The sequence below is a fragment of the Kitasatospora sp. NPDC059747 genome (genome assembly GCF_042732955.1).
Lineage (GTDB): Bacteria > Actinomycetota > Actinomycetes > Streptomycetales > Streptomycetaceae > Kitasatospora.
The window spans coordinates 1-21,720 of the sequence record NZ_JBHWGV010000024.1 but is presented as its reverse complement, the minus strand read 5'-3'; the positions used below and the strand labels follow the sequence as shown (position 1 = coordinate 21,720).

Below are 21,720 nucleotides of genomic sequence, written 5' to 3'. Positions count from 1 at the left end.
TACCAGAGGAGTTCTCATGTCGTGGGAGGCCGCAAGGCGCCCCGTGGCCCGCACGGTGGCCGTACTGCTGTCCCTCCTGCTCGCCTCGGGGACCATGCTGGCGCGCAGCACTCCGGCGCACGCGGGCGTGGTGCTGAGCGGCGAGGGTTCCAGCTGGGCCGCACCGGCCCTGGACCAGTGGCGCCAGGACGTCCGGACGCAGGGCATCGGCATCGACTTCGCCGCGACCGGCTCGGCGAACGGCCGCGCCTCGTGGCGCAACAACCAGACCGACTTCACCGCCTCGGACGTGCCGTTCCGCTCCAAGGAGGACACCGGCCTGAACGAGGCGGGCCGGCGCGGCGGCGGCGGTGGCGCCGAACAGCCGACGTACGGCTACTCGTACGTGCCGATCACCGCGGGCGGCACCACCTTCATGTACAACCTGCAGATCGGCGGGAAGCAGGTCCGTGACCTGCGGCTCTCCCCGCAGACCATCGTGGACATCTTCACCAACAAGATCACCAACTGGAACGATCCGAAGATCACCCAGGACTACGGCAGGCAACTGCCCAGCCTGAAGATCTTCCCGGTCGTCCGCTCCGACGGCTCGGGCGCCACCGCGCAGTTCACCCGCTGGATGTCGCACACCTACGGCGCCCAGTGGGACGACTACTGCAAGGCGGTCAACTCCGTCAGCTGCGGTGAGTACACCGAGTTCTTCCCGGCGTCCAGCCCGATGGTCGCGCAGAGCAGCTCCGACACCGTCGCCAGCTACATCATGGCGCCCACCAACCAGGGCACCATCGGCTACGACGAGTACGCGTTCGCCAAGAAGGCCAACTGGCCCGTGGTGAAGGTGCTCAACAAGGCCGGCTACTTCTCGCTGCCGACCGCCTCCAACGTAGCGGTGTCGCTCACCGCGGCGAAGATCCGGGGCGTCGACGACGACACCCCGGAGTCCGACCCCAATTACCTCCAGCAGAACCTCGACGGCGTCTACACCATGGACGACCCGCGCGCGTACCCGATCTCCAGCTACAGCTACCTGATCGTGCCGCGCTCCGACTTCCTCAAGCCGCTGCCCCGGTTCAACGACGACAAGGGCGCCGCCCTCAGCCGGTTCCTCGACTACGTGCTGTGCGAGGGACAGGGCGAAGCCGATCAGCTCGGCTACTCGCCGATCCCGTACGGCCTGGTCAAGGGCGGGCTGAAGCAGAGCAAGCACATCCCGGGCAACGCCAGCAAGGTCAACGCGGACAGCCTGGCGGGCTGCGCCAACCCGACCATCAACCAGGCCGGCGAGCTGACGCTCCTCAAGAACGCCCCGATGCCCAGCCCCTGCGACAAGCAGGGCCAGGCGCTCGACTGCACCGTGCAGAACGGCCAGGCGGTCAGCAGCGGTTCGGGCCCGGGCGGCGGCCCGGGCGGCAGCGGCGGCGGCGCGGCCGGCGGCACCGGCGGTACCGGCAGCGGCGGCGGCACCGGCAAGGCCGGGAACAAGGGCACGGGCGGTGGCACCGCGGGCGGCGCCGGCGGTGCGGCGGCGGCCGGCGGCACCGGCGACCCGAACGCGCAGGGGGCGGCCGCCGACCCGAACGCGGCCGCCGGCACCCCCGGCGACCAGCCCGCCGACGACGTCGTCGACCCGCAGACCGGCCAGGTGGTGGCCCGCGGCCGCGGCGGTGCCGGGGAGGTCGCGGCGAACGTGGTCGACGTGGCCGGCAAGCCGGACGACTGGATGCTCAGCACGCTCACCGCGATCGAGCTGATCGCCGTCGTCCTCGTCCCGCCGCTGCTCGGCCGTCGGCTGCTGCGCCGCCGCACGTCGGGCGGCGCGTCGTGACGGCCCCCGTGCTGGAGAAGCCGGCCGCCCCCGCCCCTGGCGTTCCGGAGCCGGCCGGTCCGGCCGGGCGGCCCGCGGTGACGCCGGGGCGGCGATGGTTCCTCCAGGCGGCCTGGGCGGTCAGCCTGCTGGCCGCGCTGGTCCTGGGCTTCGTCGGCTTCCTGTTCACGCTCTCGGACATCCAGGAGCGGCACTACCAGTCCACCGCGCACAAGACCTTCCGGGACCAGCTCGCCCGCGCGGTCGCCCCGACCGGCTCCGCGCCGGACGGCGAACCGGTGGCGCTGCTGGACATCCCGGCGATCGGCCTGCACCAGGCCGTCGTCGTCGAGGGCACCACCGGCCGGGACCTCATGCGCGGGCCCGGCCACCGGCGGGACACCGCGCTGCCCGGCCAGAGCGGGGTGGCGGTGGTCTTCGGCCGCGGGGCCACCTTCGGGGCGCCGTTCGCCGAACTGTCCAAGCTGCGGGTCGGCGACCGGATCGAGACGACCACCGGGCAGGGCACGGCCAGCTACACCGTCAACGCGTACGGCGACGGCGACGCCCCGATCACCGACCCGGCCCCCGACCGGCTCGTCCTGGTCACGGGGGACTCCGACTGGATCCCCGGCTCCACCGTGATGATCGGCGCCCGGCTGGACGGCGACCCCCAGCAGAACCCGGGCGGCCGGCCCGCCACCGTCCCGTACGACAAGGCGCTGGCCGCGGACAAGGGCGCGCTGGCCACGCTGCAGCTGTGGTCGCTCGGCCTGCTCGGCGCGGTGGTCGCCGCCCTGCTGCTGGCCCGGTACTGGCGCCGCTCGACCGCCTACCTGAGCCTCGCACCGGTGGTCGGCGCGGCGCTCTGGGCGGTCTACGAGAACGCCGCCGCCCTGCTGCCCAACCTCTACTGACGCGCGCCCGGAGGACCGTACCGATGACGGATGCACCGATGACCGACCACCCGCCGACCCCGGCCCGGCCGGCCGACGCGCCGCACCCGGCGGCGGACCCGGCCGCCGACACGCTCACCCTGCCGCCCGTCCAGCCGGTGCCGCGGTACGGCACCGGGGCCGGCGGCGGGGCGCTCGCCGCCCTGGAGACCCGGGACGTCTCCGCCTGGTTCGGCTCGCGCAAGGTGCTGGAGCGGGTCTCGCTGGCGATGCCGGCCGGCGAGGTCACCGCGCTGATCGGCCCGTCCGGCTGCGGCAAGTCCACCTACCTGCGGATCCTCAACCGGATGCACGAGATGGTGCGCGGCGCCGCGCTGGCCGGCGAGGTCCTGCTGGACGGCGAGGACGTCTACCACCTCGACCGACGCCCGGCCGAGGTGCGCCGCCGGATCGGCATGGTGTTCCAGCGGCCCAACCCGTTCCCGGCGATGTCCGTCCAGGACAACGTCGCGAGCGGGCTCAAGCTGGCCGGGATCAAGGTGTCCAAGGAGGAGCGCCGGCACCTCGTGGAGACCAGCCTGCGCCGGGCCGGGCTCTGGGACGAGGTGGCCACCCGGCTGCACACGCCCGGCGGCGCGCTCTCCGGCGGTCAGCAGCAACGCCTGTGCATCGCACGGTCGTTGGCCGTCTCGCCGGACATCCTGCTGATGGACGAGCCGTGCTCGGCGCTCGACCCGACCTCCACCCGGCGGGTCGAGGAGACCATCGCCGAGCTGCGCGGGCGGCTCACCATCGTGATCGTCACCCACAACATGCAGCAGGCCCAGCGGGTCTCGCAGACCTGCGCGTTCTTCCTGGCCACCCACGACACCCCGGGCCGGATCGTCGAGGCCGGGCCGACCGAGCAGGTCTTCGGCAGCCCGCGCGACCGGCGCACCTCGGACTACGTCAACGGCCGCTTCGGCTGAGGGAGCCCGAGGATCCGCTCCAGCACCGCCGCGACGCCGTCCTGCTCGTTGCTCACGGTGTGCAGCGCCACCGCCGCCAGCACCTGCGGGTGCGCGTTGGCGACGGCGTACGCGGTGCCGGCCCAGTCCAGCATCTCCAGGTCGTTCGGCATGTCGCCGAAGGCGACCACCTCGGTGCGGTCGATGCCGTGCCCGGCGCACCAGCGGGCCAGCGTGCTGGCCTTGGTGACGCCGGGCGCGCTGATCTCCAGCAGCGGGATCGGCGCGGAGCGGGTGATCTCGGCCAGGTGCCCGGCGGCCTCGCGGGCCTCGCCCAGCAGCTTGTCCGGGTCGAGGTCCGGGTGCTTGGCCAGCAGCTTGAACAGGCCGCGCACCGGCCCGTCCGGCCCCAGCAGCAGCTCGGCCGGGCCGATCGGGTGGTCCACGTCCTCGCCCCACATCGGCACCTCGTACCCGGGCTCGCGGGCGAACCCGGCCGGGTACTCGAAGGCGAAGGACGTGCCGGGCAGCTTGGCGCGCAGGATCTCGACCACGGCCAGCGCGGTCTCCTCCGGCAGCGGGAAGGACTCCAGCAGCTCGCCGCGCCGCACGTCGACGACCGCGCCGCCGTTGGAGCAGATCGCCACCCCGTGCCCGCCGATGTGCGGGCTGACCTGCTGCATCCAGCGCGGCGGGCGCCCGGTCACGAACACCACCCGCACCCCGGCCGCCTCGGCCGCGGCGAGGGCGGCGGCGGTGCGGTCGGTGACGGTGCCGCCGCTGCACAGCAGGGTGCCGTCCAGGTCGGTGGCGATCAGGCGGGGGGCGCGGGGTTCGGTCACCGGTCCATCTTCGCCCATCGGCGGGGTACCGGTCATCGGCGGGACCGCCACCCGTCCTCCGACCCCGGTCGGCCTTCTTTCGGCCCCGGAAGCGCCGTTTCCGGCCGATTCGCCCGGGGCGGGGGTGTCCGGCTTCCGCCCTCCGGGCAGGACCCGCATGGCCGAGCAGACCGCCTCCCCGTCGGCAGGAAGAGCCATGCCCACTCGCCAGCTCCGGGACGAGACGCTCCCGACCGCCCCTCCCGCGGCCCGCGCCGCCCCGCGCGAGCCCGTCCTCCTCGGCGACGTGCTGTTCCACGCCCTCGCCGAGATCGCCCGCCGGGGAGCCCCGGACGGGCCCGCCGGGCCGGAGCCGAAGCTCCCCGCCCAGCGCACCCGTCCGCACCCGTGATCCGGCCGTCGGTCCCCTGAGCCGCTAGCCCTCGCCGAGCTGGGCGAGGCCCTCGGCGGCGATCTCCTCGAAGACGGCGAGGTCGTTCTCGAAGATCGAGCCCGGCACCGGCCAGTGGATCACCAGCTCGGTGATGCCCAGCTCGCGGTAGGTGCCCGCCCAGTCGACGAAGGCGCCCAGCGACTGCAGGGGCTTCTCCGCCGTCGAGCCCTGGAGCAGCACCTTCTCCAGTGTCGCGACGTCCCGGCCGGCGGCCTCGCAGGCCGTGGTGAGCTTCGCGATCTGCCGCGCGATGACCTCGGGCGCCTGCTCTACCGGCACGTCCGCCGGCCCGCGCGGGTCGCCGTACGTGACCCAGCCCTGCCCGTGCTCGGCGGCCAGCCTCAGCCCGCGGGGGCCGGTCGCGGCCACGTAGAACGGGACGCGCGGCGTCTGCACGCAGCCGGGGATGTTCCGCGCCTCGACGGCCGAGTAGTACGTGCCGGCCTCGGTCGTGGCGTCCTCGCGCAGCAGCTTGTCCAGCAGCGGCAGGAACTCGCCGAAGCGGTCCGCCCGCTCCTTCGGCGACCACGCCTCCTGGCCCATCGCCGTCGCGTCGTAGCCGACGCCGCCGGCGCCGATGCCGAGCGTCAGCCGCCCGCCGGACACGTCGTCCAGCGTGATCAGCTCCTTGGCCAGCGTCACCGGGTGCCGGAAGTTCGGCGAGGTGACGAGGGTGCCGAGGCGCAGCCGCTCGGTGGCCGTCGCGGCCGCGGTCAGGGTCGGGACGGACCCGAACCACGGCTCGTCCCGGAACGACCGCCAGGAGAGGTGGTCGTACGTGTACGCGGCGTGGAAACCGAGCTCCTCGGCCCGCCGCCAGATCTTCTGCCCCTCGCCCCACCGGTGGATGGGGAGGATCACGGTGCTCAGTCGCATGGGTCCGACCCTACGTCGCCCGTGCGCCGGTGTCCGGTGGCGCAGGGGGCGCCCAGGGGCGCGGGGGTGCAGGTGCGGGTGTGCGTGGAGCGACGGTGGGAGGCGCTAGTCTGTCGGCCGCACCGATAACCTGATCATGCGTCACACGGGGGTTAGTCGTCATGCTCGTTTCCAGGAAACTGCTCTCCGCCGCCCTGGTTGCCACGGCCGCGTTCGGCCTGGCCGCCTGCGGCCCGGACAACTCGTCCGACCAGGCCGGCGGCGGCTCCAGCACCGCCGCCGCCGCGCCCACCGGCGCGCCCGCCACCGCCGCGCCCACCGGTGCGGCCACCGGCGCCGCCTCGCCGACCGGGAAGGCCAAGCCCACCGGCAAGCCGTCCGCCGGCGCCACCGACGCAGGCCCGGAGGGCATCTGCACCCACGACCCGCTGCCGGCCGGGCAGAAGTGGATCGTCCCGGTGAAGGGCACCAACGGGACCACCCTGGTCTACAAGGACACCAAGGACGCCTGCGGGGTCGACGACGTCGCCCTTGAACCGACCGGGCCCGACAAGACCGCGCAGTTCGCGCCCGCCTTCAAGGCCCAGCTGCGGTCGGTGGTGAAGCCGCCGATGGACGCCAACGCGGAGACCCTCGCCAAGCACGTCAACGAGTGCATCGCGACGCCGGGCAGCGACAAGGGCGTCTACCCCTGCCAGAACAACGTCTTCAAGGTGACGCTCGACGCCTCCGGCAAGGTCGTCGAGATGTGGGAGAAGGCGGTTTCCTGAGGCGCGGCCGCCCGCGCCGGTAGGCGGGTGGCGCAGGGCGGACGGGGCGGATCGGCGGTCGACGCCGGTCCGCCCATTGCGTTTGGATCACGGCGTGCCCGATTCATCGGGAATTGGGAGGGAACGTGGTGATGATTTTGTTGGCGGATTTCTCACCGGCCTCTCATACTTCCTGCTGAGACGCGTGCCGGACGGTCCGGAGAGCCGCTGGGGGGCGGTGTGCGAGGGGCCCGCGCGCGACATTCCACGTTTCCCTGGGGGAGTTCCTTGTCCGCGCCCGAAAACGAGCACCCCGCAGAGCAGCCGGTAGCTGCTCAACCTGCTGTTCCCGGTGCCGAGTTGCCCGCCGCGCCGATGGCCGAGCCGATTGCCTCGCCGATGGCCGAGCTGACGGCCGAGCCGATGGCCGAGCCGATGGCCGAGCCCGTCGTCGGGGCGCCCGCCGAGGCGCCCGCGCGCCGACTGCCGCGCGCCGTCGGCATCGCGCTCGCCACCGCCGGGCTGCTCGCCGTCACGGCGACCAGCGCCGCCGTGACCGTCGCGGTCGGCAAGCCGGACGCCCGCCCGGCCGCCGCCGCACCCGCGCCGACGGCCGCCGCGTCCGCGTCCGGGACGGCCTCCGCGAGTCCGACGCCCACCGCCGTGCCGCTCCCGACGCCGACCGCCGTCCCGACCACGCCCAAGCCGGCCAGCACCGTCAAGGGCACCGTCAGCGGCGGCAGGCACGATGGCGATCTGCGCTACTTCCTGCTCCCGATCCCCGACGGCGGCGAGTCGTACGGGCCCGTGGACGGGGCGAAGCTGAGCGACGACGACGTCGCCGAACTGTTCGGCAAGCAGGACGGGATCATGGGCATCCTCGGCTCGTACGGGTACAAGGAGGGCGCCACCCGGATGTACCGCACCGCCGACGGCAAGGCCGAAGTCACCGTCACCCTCCTGCACTTCGGCTCCACCGCGATGGCGACCGAGTTCGTCAAGGGCTACACCGTCAAGTCGCAGGACCCGATCGACATCGACGGCGACCCGAACGCCCACGGCTACGTCCACAAGCCCAAGCAGCAGGCCTACACCGGCTCGATGACCGGCATCTCCAGCCAGGGCGACGTCCAGTACACGATCGACGTCGAGGTGAAGGGGACGCCGGACAAGGCGCTGCTCAGCGAGCTGATGAAGCGGCAGCGCGAGTGGCTCGCCTCCGGCGGCTGAGCCCGTACCGCCGCCCGCCCGCCGTCGTCCTTCCTTCTCCTGGAGCCACTTCGTGACCACCGAACCCGTGGAGCCGTCGCCCGGCGACGCTCCTCCGCAGCCCGCGGCCCCCGCCGCGCCGCCTGCCCCGCCGGTGCCGCCGCAGCCCGTCGCCGCGTCGGACGCCATCGCTCCCGAGGCCGTCGCTCCCGACGCCGTCGTGACCGGGCCGCCCGGTGCCTTCGTGCCCGACCTCCTGGCCGTCGGTCCCGAGCCCGCGCCGCGCGTCCCGCGCCGGCCCCGGCCGGTGCTGCTGGCCGTGTGCGGCCTGGTGCTCGGCGTCCTCGGCGGTGGCGGCGTGGGCTACGCCATCCAGGCGCAGCGCCCGCCGACGCCGCTCCCGCCGCTGCAGGTCGCACTGCCGTCCTACCCGGCCGCGACGGTCGACCCGACCGCCTTCGCCGCCGAGCAGCCGCAGCCGCTCGCCATCGACGGCGACCTGCGCAAGCTCCTCCTCACCGCGCCGGAGGGCAGCAAGCCCTGGGGCGAGAACCCGGACAAGCCCTCCTGGGTGTCGGCCGGCGACCTCGCCGAGCACACCGGCGACGCGGTCCGCGAGTTCAAGGACCTGAACTCGCGCGGCTTCCGGCGCGCGGTGGAGGTCGACTGGCAGAAGGACGACGTCAAGTACCGCGTGTCGTTGATCCAGTACGCGCCCGAGCACGCCGGCGAGGCGAAGTCGCGCGCCACCGTCTTCCGCACGCAGCCCTTCGAGAAGGGCGCCAACGGCGGTTACAAGGTGTTCGACCAGCCCAATTACTGGTCGGACAGCAAGGATCCGTACTACTACGGCCACGCCGTGGCCCAGCGCGGCACCGTCGTGATGGAGGTCGAGATCTTCGGTGCCAAGCCGGTGACGTCGAACGCCGTGGAGGACCTCGCCAAGCAGCAGTGGGAGCGGCTGATATGAGTGACAGCACCGTGACCGGGGCCGAGACCCCCGAGCAGCCGCACACCACCCCCGTGCAGCCCGCAGCCGAGCAGCAGCCCGCCGCCGAGCAGCTCGCCCCGGAACAGCAGCCCGCCGCCGGGCGGTTCGCGCCCGGGCCGTTCACGCCCGAGCAGCCGGCCCCCGTCGCCCCGCGCCCCCGCCCGGCCTCCGGCCGCCTGTTGCGCGCGGGTGCCGCCACGGTCGCCGCGGCGCTGGTCGGCGTGGTCATCGGCATCGGCATCATCAAGACGCAGTACGACGACCCCGCCCCGGTCGCCGCCGGCCCGTCCGCCGCGCCGGCGCCGACCGCGACCGCGACGCCGTTCGGCGCCAGGTCCAACGGCAACCACTTCGGTTCGCTGCGCGACCTGCTGCTGCCCGTCCCGGCCGGTTTCGAACTCGGCCCGGACGAGGGCGGCTACGGCAACGACGACGAGATCGGCGCCGAGCGGCTCAGCGCCGAACTGGACGAGGAGCTCCAGCAGATCCCCAAGGACAAGCGGGACAAGCTCCGCGCCTACTGGGAGGGCCTGCACGTCAAGGCCACCGGTGTGCGGACGTACCGGGCCCAGGGCGACGACCTGGTGGCCGGCCTGAAGCTGCGCCAGTTCAACCAGCAGGAGGTGCAGAAGCTCAACGAGTACACGGCGGTCTTCAGCGACACCGGCCTGTTCCGGCTCGGCCCGGAGATCCCCGGCCACCCGGAGGCGCACTGCTACCTGATGCCGGCGCCGCCGTCCGCCCCGCTCGACTACCTGGAGTGCTCGGCCGCCGAGGGCGACCTCCTCGTGGTCATGAACGTCGAGGGCGTGGCGCCGCTGCCCAAGGACAAGATCGTCGCCCTCTTCACCGCGCAGCTCGACCGCCTCGCCCGCCCGGGAGCGTCCGTATGACCGACCACGTCACCCCGCAGGACCCCGCGGGCACCCCCGTCCCCCCGCCCGCGCCGACCGCCCCGCCCGCGCCCGCGCCGACCGCTCCGCCCGAGCCCCTGCCGACCGCTCCGCCGGCGCCCGTGCCGACCGCTCCGCCCGAGCCCCTGCCGACCGCCCCGCCCGCGCCCGTGCCGACCGCCCCGCCCGAGCCCGCGGCGCCGGCCGGCCCGGCGCTCTCCGAGGTGGAGCTGGTGCCGCCCCCGCCGGCCGCGCCCGAGACGCCCGAGGAGCGCGAGGCCCGCCTCGCCCGCCGGACCCGCCGCCGCAAGGCGGTGGTGCGCTGGGCCGCCGCCACCCTGGTGTGCGCGCTCGCCGGCACCGGGACGGCGATGGCCCTGACCGTTCCCGAGCGCACGGACATCCCCGGCCTGGCGACCAAGAGCGACGGCCGCTACACCTTCCCCGCGCTCGCGTTGCCGCCGCAGCCCCCGGCGAAGGGCCCGTCGGTGCGCAAGGAGCCGCACCGCGCGGACCTCCGCAACCTCGTGCTGCCCGCGCCCAAGGAGGCCGGCGGTCCGCTCGGGCCGGTCGTCTTCCCGAGCCCGACCGCGACGCCCTCGGCGTCCGGCTCGGCGAGCCCGTCCGCCACCGCGTCCGCGAGCCCGTCCGCGAGCGGGTCCCCGTCCGGCCCGGCGAGCCCGGCGGCCTCCGCCAAGGCCGGTGCGGCCACCGCCGACTGGGCCCCCTGCGACGCCGTCCTCGACGAGCAGCAGAACCCGGACGACCTGCGCGCCCTGCTGCTGCAGAACGCGTGCCGCGCGGCCGCCGTCCGGGAGTGGACGGCCTCCGACGGCACCCGCACCCAGATCCGGCTGCTGCGCTTCGGCTCCTCCTTCGAGGGCGGGGAGGTCTTCTCGGCCCTGCGCGCGAACAGCCTGCCGAAGGCCCTGCCCGGGGCGAAGGCCGGCTCGCACGACGGCTGGGACGCCCTCCCGAACGTCGACCTCGCGGTCAAGGAGTCCTCGGTGCAGGGCGCCAAGGGCGACCCGACGGCCCGCGTGGCGTACCTCGGGGCGAGCGACGTCCTCGCCGTCATCACGATGACCAACCCGAAGGGCGTGCCGGTCGCGCCGTTCCGCCAGGTGGCCACCCTGCAGTCCGACCTGCTGAACTGACGGAACGTCATACGAGCGCCGGGCCGACCGCGTCACGACCGGTCGGCCCGGCCGCTTCCGTCCGACCCCTAGGGGAGAGCCCGCCGGCGTCATACCGCAGCATCATCCGCGGTTCGTCATTCCAGCTCATGGTCCTTGCGGCGCGGGCCCGTTACGTTGGGGGCGTGTCCACTCCTGTCATCAAGACGGACGACCTCTCCAAGAGGTTCCCCCGGGTAACGGCGCTCGACCGGCTCACCGTCGAGGTGCACCCGGGGGTCGTCGGCCTGGTCGGCGCCAACGGGGCGGGCAAGTCCACCCTCATCAAGATCCTGCTCGGGCTCGCCCCGGCGACCTCCGGCACCGGCCGGGTCCTCGGCCTGGACATCGCCACCCAGGGCCCGGAGATCCGCGAGCGCGTCGGCTACATGCCGGAGCACGACTGCCTGCCGCCCGATGTGTCGGCCACCGAGTTCGTGGTGCACATGGCCCGGATGGCCGGACTGCCCGCCGCCGCGGCCCGCGAGCGCACCGCGGACACCCTCCGCCACGTCGGCCTGTACGAGGAGCGCTACCGCCCGATGGGCGGCTACTCGACCGGCATGAAGCAGCGGGTCAAGCTGGCCCAGGCTCTCGTGCACGACCCGAAGCTGGTGCTGCTGGACGAGCCGACCAACGGCCTCGACCCGGCCGGCCGGGACGAGATGCTGGCACTGATCCGCCGCGTCCACCGGGACTTCGGCATCTCGGTGCTGGTCACCACCCACCTGCTCGGCGAGCTGGAGCGCACCTGCGACCACCTGGTCGTCATCGACGGTGGCAAGCTGCTGCGCTCCTCCTCCACCGCCTCCTTCACCGAGGCGACGGCCCTGCTCGCGCTCGAAGTCACCGACCACCCGGATGACCTGGTGCGCGACCCCGGCGCCGCCGTCCTCGAACGCCTCACCGCCGCGGGCCTGTCCGCCACCCCGGACGGCTCGCACGTGCTCCTCGTCCGGCTGGCCGGCGACGACACCTACGACACCATCCGCGACACCGTCGCGGACCTCGGCCTCGGCCTGGTCCGGCTGGAACAGCGCCGGCACCGGGTCGCCGAACTCTTCACGGACGAGTCCAAGGGAGGTCCGGACGATGCCTCCTGAGAGCAGGCCCGCCGACGCCGGCGTCATCCACGACATCGGCTACCGCGGCTACGCCGGCCCCCGCCTCGGCCGGGCCTACGCGACCCGCTCGCTGTTCACCCAGAGCCTGCGCGCCGCGTACGGCCTCGGGCGCTCCGGCAAGTCCAAGGTGCTGCCGATGCTGGTGCTCGGCGTGCTCACCGTGCCCGCCGTCATCATGGTCGCGATCGCGCTGTTCACCAACGCCGCGCAGCTGCCGCTGGACTACCCGCGCTACCTGTCGGCCTTCGGTCTGATCGTCTCGATCTTCCTGGCCTCGCAGACGCCGGTGCTCCTCTCCCGGGACCTCAGGTACCACACCGTCCCGCTGTACTTCTCCCGCCCGATCACCCGCGGCGACTACGTGCGGGCCAAGTTCGCGGCGATGTTCTGCGCCCAGTTCCTGCTGATGGCGGCACCCCTGGTGGTGCTCTACGTCGGCGCGCTGCTGGGCCGGCTGGACTTCGCGCACAACACCGAGCACTTCCTGATCGGCCTGGTGGCCGCCGTGCTGTACGCGCTCGTGCCGACCTCGGTCGCGCTGGTGATCGCCGCCGCCACCCCGCGCCGCGGCTTCGGGGTGGCCGGGATCATGGGCTACCTCGCGGTCAGCTCGGTGGTCGTGGCGATCCTGACCCGGATCGGCACCGGCTTCGAGGTCACCGTCCCGGACTCCGCCCAGTGGGCCGCGCTGCTGTCGCCGAACGACCTGGTGGAGAGCCTGACCAACCAGCTCTTCGACGTCGGCGGCTCGGTCGGCCGGATGCACGCTCCCGGGGCGCTCGGCGCCGCCGTGTTCCTCGTCGTCGCCGCCGGGATGGCGGCCGGGGCGTACGGGCTGCTGCTGCGCCGCTACCGCAGCGTCTGATCCACCCGCGGCGTCCGACGACCGCAGAGCCCAGGAGGGGCACGCAATGGCCACCATCACCATCGACAAGGTCTCGCGCTGGTTCGGCAACGTGGTCGCCGTCAACGACATCAGCATGGCCATCGGCCCGGGGATCACCGGTCTGCTCGGCCCGAACGGCGCGGGCAAGTCCACCCTCATCCACATGATGAGCGGCTTCCTCTCGCCCTCCACCGGCACGGTCACCCTGGACGGCTCGCCGATCTGGCGCAACCAGGAGGTGTACCGGAAGATCGGGCTGGTCCCCGAGCGGGAGTCGATGTACGACTACCTGACCGGCTGGGAGTTCGTGCTGGCCAACGCCGAGCTGCACGGCCTGCCCGATCCGGGCGCCGCCGCCCGCCGCGCCCTCGGCCTGGTCGAGATGGAGTACGCCCAGGACCGCAGGACCGGCACCTACTCCAAGGGCATGAAGCAGCGGGTCAAGATGGCCTCCGCGCTCGTCCACGACCCGGCCGTGCTGCTGCTCGACGAGCCGTTCAACGGCATGGACCCGCGCCAGCGGCTCCAGCTGATGGACCTGCTGCGCCGGTTCGGCGCGGACGGCCGGACCGTCCTGTTCTCCTCGCACATCCTGGAGGAGGTCGAGCAGCTCGCCCGGCACATCGAGGTCGTGGTGGCCGGCCGGCACGCCGCCTCGGGCGACTTCCGCCGGATCCGCCGCCTGATGACCGACCGCCCGCACCGCTACCTGGTCCGCTCCAGCGACGACCGCCGGCTGGCCGCCGCCCTGATCGCCGACGGCTCCACCGCGGGCATCGAGGTGGACGAGCGCGAGCGGGCCCTGCGGATCCAGGCGGTGAACTTCCAGGGCTTCACGACGCTGCTGCCCCGGGTCGCCCGGCAGGCCGGCATCACCCTGTACACCGTCGCCCCGGCGGACGAGTCGCTGGAGAGCGTGTTCTCCTACCTCGTCTCCGCCTGACCTCAGCACGCCATCGGGAAAGGCCGACCATGAATCCGACCGTCGCCAGGCTGACGCTGCGCGGCCTGCTGGGCCGCCGCCGCGGCGCCCTGCTGCTGGTGGTCCCCGCCCTGCTGCTGCTCGTCTCGGGGCTCGCGAGCGGGTCCAGCGGGGACGGGCACGACCTGACCGTCAAGATCCTCGGCCAGCTCGGCCTCGGCACCCTGGTGCCGATCCTCGGGCTGGTCGTCGGCACCGGCGTGATCGCCACCGAGATCGACGACGGCTCGATCGTCTACCTGCTCGCCAAGCCGCTGCCGCGCTGGGAGATCGTCACCACCAAGCTGTTCGTCGCGATCGGCACCACGTGGGTGTTCGCCGCCGTCCCGACCATGCTCGCGGGCTTGATGCTGTACGGCACGAAGGACGGCGTCACGCTCGGCTACACCGTCGCGGCGCTGGTCGCGGGGGCCGCGTACAGCGCGATCTTCCTGCTGCTCGGCGTCGTCACCCGGCACGCGGTGGTGGCCGGTCTCGGCTACGCGCTGGTGTGGGAGTCGCTGGTCGGCAACTTCGTGGCGGGCGCCCGCACGCTGAGCGTCCAGCAGTGGGCCCGGTCGGTCGCCGAGACGGTGGCGGGGGACACCGCGATCGGCGCGGACGTCTCCTTCGGGGTGGCCGTGCCGCTGCTGCTGGTGGTCACCGTCGCCGCGACCGTGCTGGCCGCGGTGCGGCTGGCCGGGCTGACCCTGGCCGGCGAGGACTGAGCCGGCCGGGGGCCGGCCCGTACGTCCGAACGGGTGGTCAGAGCGTCCGGTTGCGGCCCGCGCCCCAGCCGGCCGCGCCGACCACGGCGACCAGGACGAGCATCAGCGCGAGCGTCGCGCTCCACCCGCCGGTCAGCTGGTGCAGCGCACCCGCGCCGACCGGACCGGCCGCCGCGACGAGGTAGCCGATCGCCTGGGACATGCCGCCCAGCTGGGCGGCGCCGGCCGCGCTGCCGGTCCGCAGCACGATGAACGCCAGGCCCAGGCCGAGCGAACCGCCCTGCGCGACACCGAGGATCGCCGCCGCGACCCAGGCACCCGACACCGGCGCGACCAGCAGCACGGCGATGCCGAGGCCGTTCAGCCCGGCCATGGCCACCGCGAGGGCGCGCTGGCTGGTCATCCGGCCGGCGATCAGCGGCACCAGGAAGGCGCCGACCACCTGCAGCAGGTTGGAGAAGGCGAAGACCAGGCCGGCCTGGCCGCGGTCCATCCCGTGCTCGGCCAGGATGGTCGGCATCCACGCCACCAGGGTGTAGACCAGCAGCGACGAGATGCCCATGAACAAGCTGATCTGCCAGGCCAGTCCGGACCGCCAGATGCCCTCGATCGGCTTGCTCGCGCCGGCCCGTCCGGCGGCCGGGGCCGCGCCGGCCGCCGCCCGCTCGTCGCGCGAGCGCAGCACCTGCGGCAGCCAGGCCACCGCCGCCACCAGCGCGAGTACCGACCAGGCGCCCAGCGAGGCCTCCCAGCCGCCGCCCAGCGCGTGCTCCAGCGGCACCGAGAGCCCGGCCGCGAGGGTCGCGCCGACCAGCATCGTGGTCGAGTAGACGCCGGTCATCGCCGCCGCCCGCTCCGGGAACTCCCGCTTGACCAGGCCCGGCATGGAGACGTTCAGCACCGCGATCGCCACGCCGATGACCACGCAGCCCGCGTACAGCGCCACCACCGAGGGCAGCACCCGCAGCAGCACGCCCGCGCCGAGCACCAGCACCGCGCCGAGCACGACGCGCTCAGTGCCGAAGCGCCGGGTCAGCCGGGGGGTGAGCGGCGCGCCGACGCCCTGGAACAGCACCGGCACGGTGGTGATCAGGCCGCTCGCGGTCGTGGACAGCCCGAAGGTGCGCTGGATCTCGCCGACCATCGGGGAGATCGCCGCGAGGCAGGCGCGCATGTTCAGCGCGACCAGCAGGATGCCGGTCAGCAGCAGGGCCGGGTGGGCCAGCCGGGACCGGACGGGGAGCGGGGCGGAGGAGGTGACAACCGGCTGCTGGGCACGGGTGACGGCCATGGGGGTGCTGTTCTTTCGGGGGTGAGAGACGGTGCGGACGGCGGAAGGGCGAGTGGGCCCTGCCCCCGGCCTTACTTCCGGGCCGCGATGGCCGCGATGAGCTGCTCGACGGCCGCGATCGGCTCGGCGAGCAGCGCCCGACACGCCGCCTCGGCGCGGTCCGGGTCGCCGCTCTCGATCGCGTCCACCAGGGCCGCGTGGGTGGCGACGACCACCTCGGGCATGTCGTGGTCGCCGAAGGCCGTCCGCATCGACTCGCGCACCGAGGCGCCGAAGTAGCGGTAGACCTCGGCCAGCGCGGGGTTGTGCGCGGCCTCGACGACGGCGGTGTGGAACTCCAGGTCGTGCTCGACGGTGGCCTCGCGGCCGGTCCGCTCCGGGCTCGCCGCGATCACCTCGGCCTCGCGGGCCAGCGCGGCCCGCATCCGGGCGATGTCCTCGGGGGTGTGCCGCAGGGCCGCCAGGCGCGCGCCCTCGGTCTCCAGCGCCGCGCGGACCTCCAGGACGTCCCGGATGCCCGAGCGCTGGACGCCGCGCAGGACGGCGGCCGGGTCGCTGGTGCTGCGGACGAAGGTGCCCTCGCCCTGCCGGGAGACCAGCATGCCGGCGTGCACCAGCACCCGGATCGCCTCCCGGACGGTGTTGCGGCCGACCTGCAGCCGCTCGGCGAGCTCGTGCTCGGTGGGGATCTTCGAACCCACCGGCCAGGCGCCGCCCGCGAGTTGCTCGCGCAGCTGGTCGATGGCGGTGTCCACGAGGGAGCGCCGTCCGGCCGCCTGCAGGCTGTTGCCGTCGCTGGTCATGCCGGTGCTCCCTCCGCTGCTCTTCACCATCGGTCGTCGGTCATCCTACAACCGCTTGCCCGGTCATCCTACAACTGGGGGTGAAGGTTCGGCGACGGGTCCGGGACGGGGAGGGCCCCGGCCGCTCAGCGGGCCGGGTAGAGGCGCTCCAGGACGACGGCCACGCCGTCCTCGTCGTTGCTCGCGGTGACCTCGTCGGCCACGGCCAGGAGCTCCTCGTGGGCGTTGGCCATCGCGACGCCGTGCGCGGCCCAGCCGAACATCGGCACGTCGTTGGGCATGTCGCCGAAGGCGATGGTGTCGGCGGCGCGCACCCCGAGGCGGCGGGCGGCGACGGCCAGCCCGGTGGCCTTGGACAGGCCGAGCGGCAGCAGCTCGACCACGCCGGCGCCGGCCATGACGACGCCGACCAGGTCCCCGGCGACGCGGCGGGCGGCCTCGGCGAGGGCGTCGTCGGTCAGGCCGGGGTGCTGGATGTAGAGCTTGCTGATCGGGGTGGTGAGCAGTTCGTCCCGCTCGACCCGGACCACCGGCAGGTCGGAGCCGATCAGCAGCTCGTAGCCGGGCCCGGCGAGGACCTGGCCGTCCAGCCCGTCCTGGTTGGCGGCCACCGCCAGCGGGCCGGTCTCGGCCTCGATCTTGGTGATGGCGAGCGCGGCGAGCCGGCGGTCCAGGGTGAGCGAGGTGAGCAGCTTGTGCGCGCCGGCGTCGTAGACCTGGGCGCCCTGGCCGCAGACCGCTATCCCGGTGTAGCCGATCTCGTCGAACACCGGCCGGGCCCAGACGGCGGAGCGGCCGGTGACGACGATGTGCAGCGCGCCCGCGCCGGTGGCCGTGGCCAGGGCGGCGCGGGTGCGCGCGGAGACGGTCTCCTCGCCGGTCAGCAGGGTGCCGTCGAGGTCGGTGGCGACCAGCCGGAAGGGCAGGCCGCCACCGCGCGGGGCGTCGTCGCCGAGGGAGACGGGGCTGGGGCTGGTGGTGCTCATGGGCCGTGCGTCTCCCGGGAGTTGCTGGTGGTGCGGGCTACTTGGCGACCGGTTCGAGGACGGTGCGCCCACCGAGGAACGGCCGCAGCGCCTCCGGCACGACCACCGAGCCGTCGGCCTGCTGGTGGTTCTCCAGGATCGCCACGATGGTGCGCGGGACGGCGACCAGCGTGCCGTTCAGGGTGGCGAGCGGGCGGGTCTTGCCCTCCTCGCGCATCCGGATGGCCAGTCGGCGGGACTGGTACTCGGTGGTGTTGGAGGTCGAGGTGACCTCGCGGTACTTGCCCTGGGTGGGGATCCAGGCCTCGATGTCGAACTTGCGGGCCGCCGAGGCGCCGAGGTCGCCGGAGGCGACGTCGATCACCCGGTAGGGCAGCTCCAGCGCGTTGAGGAAGTCCTTCTCCCACTGGAGCAGGCGGCGGTGCTCGTTCTCGGCGTCCTCGGGAGTGGTGTAGACGAACATCTCCACCTTCTCGAACTGGTGGACGCGGATGATGCCGCGGGTGTCCTTGCCGTAGGTGCCGGCCTCGCGGCGGAAGCAGGACGAGTAGCCGGCGTAGCGCAGCGGCAGCTTCTCGGCCTCGATGATCTCGTCCATGTGGTACGCCGCGAGCGGGACCTCGCTGGTGCCGACGAGGTAACGGTCCTCCTCCTTGAGGTGGTACACGTTCTCGGCGGCCTGGCCCAGGAAGCCGGTGCCGTCCATGGCGGCCGGGCGGACCAGGGTCGGGGTGATCATCGGGATGAAGCCGGCCGCGGTCGCCTGCGCGAAGGCCATGTTGACCAGGGCGAGCTCCAGCAGCGCGCCGACGCCGGTCAGGTAGTACGAGCGGGCACCGGCGACCTTGGCGCCGCGCTCGGTGTCGATCGCGCCCAGGATCTGGCCGAGCTCGACGTGGTCGCGGGGCTCGAAGCCCTCGGCGGCGAAGTCGCGCGGGGTGCCGATCTCCTCCAGGGTGACGAAGTCCTCCTCGCCGCCGACCGGGGCGGCCGGGTCGATGAGGTTCGCCAGCGAGCGGAGCAGGCGGTCGGCCTCCTCCTTGGCGGCGCCCTGTTCGGCGTCCGCGGCCTTGACCTCGGCGGCCAGGTCCTTGGTGCGCTGCAGCAGGGCGGCCTTCTCGTCGCCCTTGGCCTGGGCGACCTGCTTGCCCAGCAGTCGCTGCTCGCTGCGCAGTTCGTCGAAACGGGTGCCCGAGGACCGGCGCCGCTCGTCGGCGGAGAGGAGGGCGTCGACCAGGTCGACGTCCTCGCCACGGACGCGCTGCGAGGCGCGCACTCGGTCAGGGTCCTCACGGAGCAGGCGAAGGTCAATCACGCGCCCAAGCCTACCGGGCGGGGGCTCGTCCACCGGTACCGGTTTTCCCCTGGGGATAACTCCGCTCCGCCTGTGGATAACTCCTGTGGGGAACCCGCCGGACGTGAGTTATCCACAGGCGTGGGGCCGAGGCTGTGGATCCTTGTGGAACGCAGCCCTCCGGGCGGTCGAACCAAGGAATTGAGGTTTCAAACCTCATTCGACCTTCTCGGGCGAGGGAATTGAAGCACTGGAACGGGTGATTTGCTGGCAGGCGGGTGACTCTGGTCCGATTAGTCAACTCTGCGAAGCAAACCGATGATCTGACCGTTCTGCGCAGTGGCTATACCGGTTTGTCGACTCATCCCCAGGCCTGTGGATAACTTTCGGCTGTGGATAGCGGGTGGCCCTGTGGACAGCGGGTTCCGGGTCCGGACGCGCCTGTGGACGACGGGTGCGGTCACCCGCCCCGCCCGGAGGGTCCGGGCGAAAACGGTCGGAAAAGGTCAGAAAGACAAAGGGTGTCGCTCAGATGTCGCCGCGGCCGTCGAGGGCGCGCGAGAGCCAGTCGGCCGCCGCCGCGAAATCCTCGTCCGAGGTCCCGGGCCGCCGGTGCGAGGACTCCTGCCGGTCGGCGCGGGGATAGGAGCCGAGGAAACGCACCTGCGGGCAGATCCGCTTGAGGCCCATCAGCGCCTCGCCCACCCGCCGCTCGGACAGGTGGCCCTCGCAGTCGATGAGGAAGCAGTAGCTGCCCAGCCCCTCGCCGGTCGGCCGGGACTCGATCCGCATCAGGTTGATCCCGCGCACCGCGAACTCCTGGAGCAGCTCCAGCAGCGCACCGGGGTGGTCGTCCGGCAGCCAGGCCACCATCGAGGTCTTGTCCGCCCCGGTCGGCGACGAGACCCGCCCCGGCTTGCCGACCAGGACGAACCGGGTGGTCGCGTTCTGCGCGTCGGCGATCTCCTTGACCAGCGGGTCCAGCCCGTAGATCGGCGCCGCGAACTCGCCCGCGAACGCGCCGTCGTAGCGGCCCTCGGCCACCAGCCGGGCGCCGTCCGCGTTGGACGCGGCCGCCTCCCACCGCGCGTCCGGCAGGTTGGCCGCCATCCAGCGCCGCACCTGCGGCTGGGCCACCGGGTGGCTGGTGACGGTCTTGACCTCCGACAGCTCCGTGCCGGGGCGCACCAGCAGCGCGAAGGAGATCGGCAGCAGCACCTCACGGTAGATCATGAGCGGTGTGCCGGAGGCGAGTTCGTCGCTGGTCGCGGTGACGGCGCCCTCGACGGAGTTCTCGATCGGCACGAAGGCGCCGGAGGCCTCGCCGCCGCGCACCGCGTCCAGCACCAGCGGCACCGAGGCCAGCGGCACCAGCTCCCGGGTCGCCGCCTCGGGCAGGGTGCGCAGGGCCGCCTCGGTGAAGGTGCCCGCCGGGCCGAGGTAGGTGTAGCGGGTGGCCGACATGCCGTCTCCGTCTCGTCAGGTCGAAGTAGCCACCATAGCCACTCCGTTCCCCGCCCAGGAAAGCGTTCCGATGGGCGGGATCCGCCGCCGCCGTCCAGCAGTTCGGCGGTCGCGCCGCCCGGCGCCGGCGGCGGGCGGTGGGTTCAGGCGTCCAGCAGCTGCTGCCCCACGTACCCGCCCTGCGGGGCGCCGGGCGGCACGACGTACAGGCCGCTCGCCTCGTGCCGCAGGAAGCGGGAGAGGCCGTCGCCGCGGGACAGTTTGCGCTGCACCGGGGTGAAGCCCTTGCGCGGGTCGGCCTGGAAGGCGAGGAAGAGCAGTCCGGCGTCCGGCGAACCGTCCGCCAACAGGCCGTCGTGGTACGAGAATCCGCGCCGCAGCATGGCCGCGCCGCTGTTGGAGGCCGGTGCGGCGACCCGGATGTGCGCGTCGGAGGGGATCGCCAGGGCGCCGTCCCCGTCCTGGGCGGACAGGTCCACCGCGGCGTGCTCCCCGGCCCCGGCGGGCGTGCCGAGCGGCGCGCCGTCCGACTTGCGCCGCCCGATCACCCGCTCCTGGCGGTCCACCGGCAGCGCCTCCCAGTGGTCGAGCAGCATCCGGATCCGCCGGAACACCAGGTAGGAGCCGCCGGCCGCCCAGGCCGGCTGGTCGCCCCCGGCGGCGGCGAACACCTTGGCGGCGAAGCCGTCGTCGGCGGGCTTCGGATTGTTGCTGCCGTCGATCTGGCCCATCAGGTTGCGGCCGGTCATCGGGTACGGGGTGGCGCCCGGGGTGCGGGCGAAGCCGCCGCACTGCCAGCGCAGCGAGGCCGTCCCGGCCGCCTGGCGCTGGAGCACCCGCAGGGCGTGCACGGCCACGAGGGCGTCGTCGGCGCCGACCTGGACGAACAGGTCGCCGTCGCCGCGCGCCGGGTCGAGCGCGTCGCCGGGGAAGGCGGGCAGCGGTTCGAGGGCGGCCGGTCGGTGGTCGGCCAGCCCGGCCTTGTCGAACAGGGCGGCCCCGAAGCCGAAGGTGAGCGTCAGCGAGCAGGGGCCGGCGTCCAGCGCGATCTGGTTCTCGAACTCCTCGGCCGGCTCCCCGGCGGTCAGCCGGGCCGCCGTGCGCGACCAGCGCCGGAGCAGGCCGCGCAGCCCGTCCCGCCCGGCGCCGTCGGCCAGGTCGAAGGCGGCGAGCTGGACCCGGGCCTGCTGCGGTTCGAGGATGCCGGCCTGGTGCTCGCCGAAGAACGGGACCCGGGCCGCGCCGAGCGCCGGGCCGCCGCCCGGCCCGCCGCCGGCGGCCGGGCGCTCCAGGGCCTGGCTGTGTTACACATCTGACGCGGGCGCCGGATATGGGTGTGTAGTACACGGGGGGGGCCGGGGGATTTAT

The 21,720-nt window shown here is 73.6% G+C and carries 20 protein-coding genes and 1 pseudogene; 13 read left to right on the top strand and 8 right to left on the bottom strand.

Annotated features, from left to right (window positions below; genetic code table 11):
* Window positions 1–16: 16 nt before the first annotated feature.
* The 3 genes from ACFV4G_RS13285 to ACFV4G_RS13275 are packed head-to-tail and all read left to right on the top strand — an operon-like array spanning window position 17 to window position 3,668.
* On the top strand, window positions 17–1,825 hold the full coding sequence (locus ACFV4G_RS13285; RefSeq protein WP_380439622.1) for a substrate-binding domain-containing protein: 1,809 nt from the start codon (window positions 17–19) through the stop codon (window positions 1,823–1,825).
* Window positions 1,822–2,721: a sortase gene (locus ACFV4G_RS13280; protein ID WP_380439620.1), complete on the top strand. Its 900-nt coding sequence runs from the start codon at window positions 1,822–1,824 to the stop codon at window positions 2,719–2,721. Before ACFV4G_RS13285 ends, ACFV4G_RS13280 begins: the two co-directional genes overlap by 4 nt.
* 23 nt (window positions 2,722–2,744) lie before the next feature.
* Window positions 2,745–3,668 (top strand): phosphate ABC transporter ATP-binding protein, encoded by a 924-nt coding sequence (locus ACFV4G_RS13275; RefSeq protein WP_380439618.1) that lies wholly within the window; start codon window positions 2,745–2,747, stop codon window positions 3,666–3,668.
* Here the strand turns inward: ACFV4G_RS13275 and ACFV4G_RS13270 are convergent.
* A complete protein-coding gene (locus tag ACFV4G_RS13270) occupies window positions 3,644–4,525 on the bottom strand; it encodes an HAD family hydrolase (protein ID WP_380439616.1) in 882 nt (293 codons plus the stop codon). The genes ACFV4G_RS13275 and ACFV4G_RS13270 overlap by 25 nt on opposite strands.
* A 160-nt stretch (window positions 4,526–4,685) precedes the next feature.
* Between ACFV4G_RS13270 and ACFV4G_RS13265 the strand changes: the two genes are divergently transcribed.
* A complete protein-coding gene (locus ACFV4G_RS13265) occupies window positions 4,686–4,880 on the top strand; it encodes a hypothetical protein (protein WP_380439614.1) in 195 nt (64 codons plus the stop codon).
* Window positions 4,881–4,904: 24 nt separating this feature from the next.
* On the opposite strand, the gene ACFV4G_RS13260 is transcribed toward ACFV4G_RS13265, so the two are convergent.
* Window positions 4,905–5,798 carry an LLM class flavin-dependent oxidoreductase gene (locus ACFV4G_RS13260; protein ID WP_380439612.1) on the bottom strand — a complete coding sequence of 298 codons (894 nt, stop codon included), beginning with the start codon at window positions 5,796–5,798 and terminating at the stop codon, window positions 4,905–4,907.
* Between the two features lie 161 nt (window positions 5,799–5,959).
* On the opposite strand from ACFV4G_RS13260, the gene ACFV4G_RS13255 reads away from it, so the two are divergent.
* From ACFV4G_RS13255 to ACFV4G_RS13215, 9 genes are all read left to right on the top strand, one after another.
* Window positions 5,960–6,568, top strand: coding sequence for a hypothetical protein (locus tag ACFV4G_RS13255; protein WP_380439610.1), 609 nt, complete (start codon window positions 5,960–5,962; stop codon window positions 6,566–6,568).
* Window positions 6,569–6,835: 267 nt separating this feature from the next.
* A complete protein-coding gene (locus ACFV4G_RS13250; RefSeq protein ID WP_380439608.1) occupies window positions 6,836–7,777 on the top strand; it encodes a hypothetical protein in 942 nt (313 codons plus the stop codon).
* A 52-nt stretch (window positions 7,778–7,829) separates the two neighbouring features.
* Window positions 7,830–8,726: a hypothetical protein gene (locus ACFV4G_RS13245; RefSeq protein WP_380439606.1), complete on the top strand. Its 897-nt coding sequence runs from the start codon at window positions 7,830–7,832 to the stop codon at window positions 8,724–8,726.
* Window positions 8,723–9,640, top strand: a complete 918-nt coding sequence (locus tag ACFV4G_RS13240) for a hypothetical protein (protein WP_380439605.1) — start codon at window positions 8,723–8,725, stop codon at window positions 9,638–9,640. The genes ACFV4G_RS13245 and ACFV4G_RS13240 overlap by 4 nt, the downstream gene beginning before the upstream one ends.
* Window positions 9,637–10,797, top strand: coding sequence for a hypothetical protein (locus ACFV4G_RS13235; RefSeq protein WP_380439604.1), 1,161 nt, complete (start codon window positions 9,637–9,639; stop codon window positions 10,795–10,797). Before ACFV4G_RS13240 ends, ACFV4G_RS13235 begins: the two co-directional genes overlap by 4 nt.
* Before the next feature lie 164 nt (window positions 10,798–10,961).
* Window positions 10,962–11,918, top strand: a complete 957-nt coding sequence (locus ACFV4G_RS13230; RefSeq protein ID WP_380439602.1) for an ABC transporter ATP-binding protein — start codon at window positions 10,962–10,964, stop codon at window positions 11,916–11,918.
* Complete coding sequence (locus ACFV4G_RS13225) at window positions 11,908–12,804, top strand: ABC transporter permease (RefSeq protein WP_380439600.1); 897 nt, start codon at window positions 11,908–11,910, stop codon at window positions 12,802–12,804. The genes ACFV4G_RS13230 and ACFV4G_RS13225 overlap by 11 nt, the downstream gene beginning before the upstream one ends.
* A 46-nt stretch (window positions 12,805–12,850) precedes the next feature.
* Complete coding sequence (locus ACFV4G_RS13220) at window positions 12,851–13,768, top strand: ABC transporter ATP-binding protein (RefSeq protein ID WP_380439598.1); 918 nt, start codon at window positions 12,851–12,853, stop codon at window positions 13,766–13,768.
* Window positions 13,769–13,797: 29 nt separating this feature from the next.
* Window positions 13,798–14,514, top strand: coding sequence for an ABC transporter permease (locus ACFV4G_RS13215; protein WP_380439596.1), 717 nt, complete (start codon window positions 13,798–13,800; stop codon window positions 14,512–14,514).
* A gap of 37 nt (window positions 14,515–14,551) precedes the next feature.
* On the opposite strand, the gene ACFV4G_RS13210 is transcribed toward ACFV4G_RS13215, so the two are convergent.
* The 6 genes and pseudogenes from ACFV4G_RS13210 to efeB form a co-directional block, all read right to left on the bottom strand.
* Window positions 14,552–15,805, bottom strand: coding sequence for a CynX/NimT family MFS transporter (locus ACFV4G_RS13210; protein ID WP_380439594.1), 1,254 nt, complete (start codon window positions 15,803–15,805; stop codon window positions 14,552–14,554).
* Window positions 15,806–15,876: 71 nt separating this feature from the next.
* Complete coding sequence (locus ACFV4G_RS13205) at window positions 15,877–16,608, bottom strand: FadR/GntR family transcriptional regulator (protein ID WP_380439592.1); 732 nt, start codon at window positions 16,606–16,608, stop codon at window positions 15,877–15,879.
* A 125-nt stretch (window positions 16,609–16,733) separates the two neighbouring features.
* The gene (locus tag ACFV4G_RS13200) at window positions 16,734–17,594 is read right to left on the bottom strand and encodes an HAD family hydrolase (RefSeq protein ID WP_380439590.1); all 861 of its coding nucleotides are present in this window, start codon (window positions 17,592–17,594) and stop codon (window positions 16,734–16,736) included.
* A 37-nt stretch (window positions 17,595–17,631) separates the two neighbouring features.
* Entirely contained in the window at window positions 17,632–18,909 is a 1,278-nt protein-coding gene (gene serS, locus ACFV4G_RS13195) for a serine--tRNA ligase (protein WP_359968686.1), read from the bottom strand.
* Between the two features lie 507 nt (window positions 18,910–19,416).
* Window positions 19,417–20,352, bottom strand: coding sequence for a prephenate dehydratase (pheA, locus tag ACFV4G_RS13190; protein ID WP_380439588.1), 936 nt, complete (start codon window positions 20,350–20,352; stop codon window positions 19,417–19,419).
* Between the two features lie 143 nt (window positions 20,353–20,495).
* Window positions 20,496–21,629: pseudogene (gene efeB / locus ACFV4G_RS13185) on the bottom strand (iron uptake transporter deferrochelatase/peroxidase subunit); the annotation flags it as partial.
* Between the last annotated feature and the right edge of the window lie 91 nt (window positions 21,630–21,720).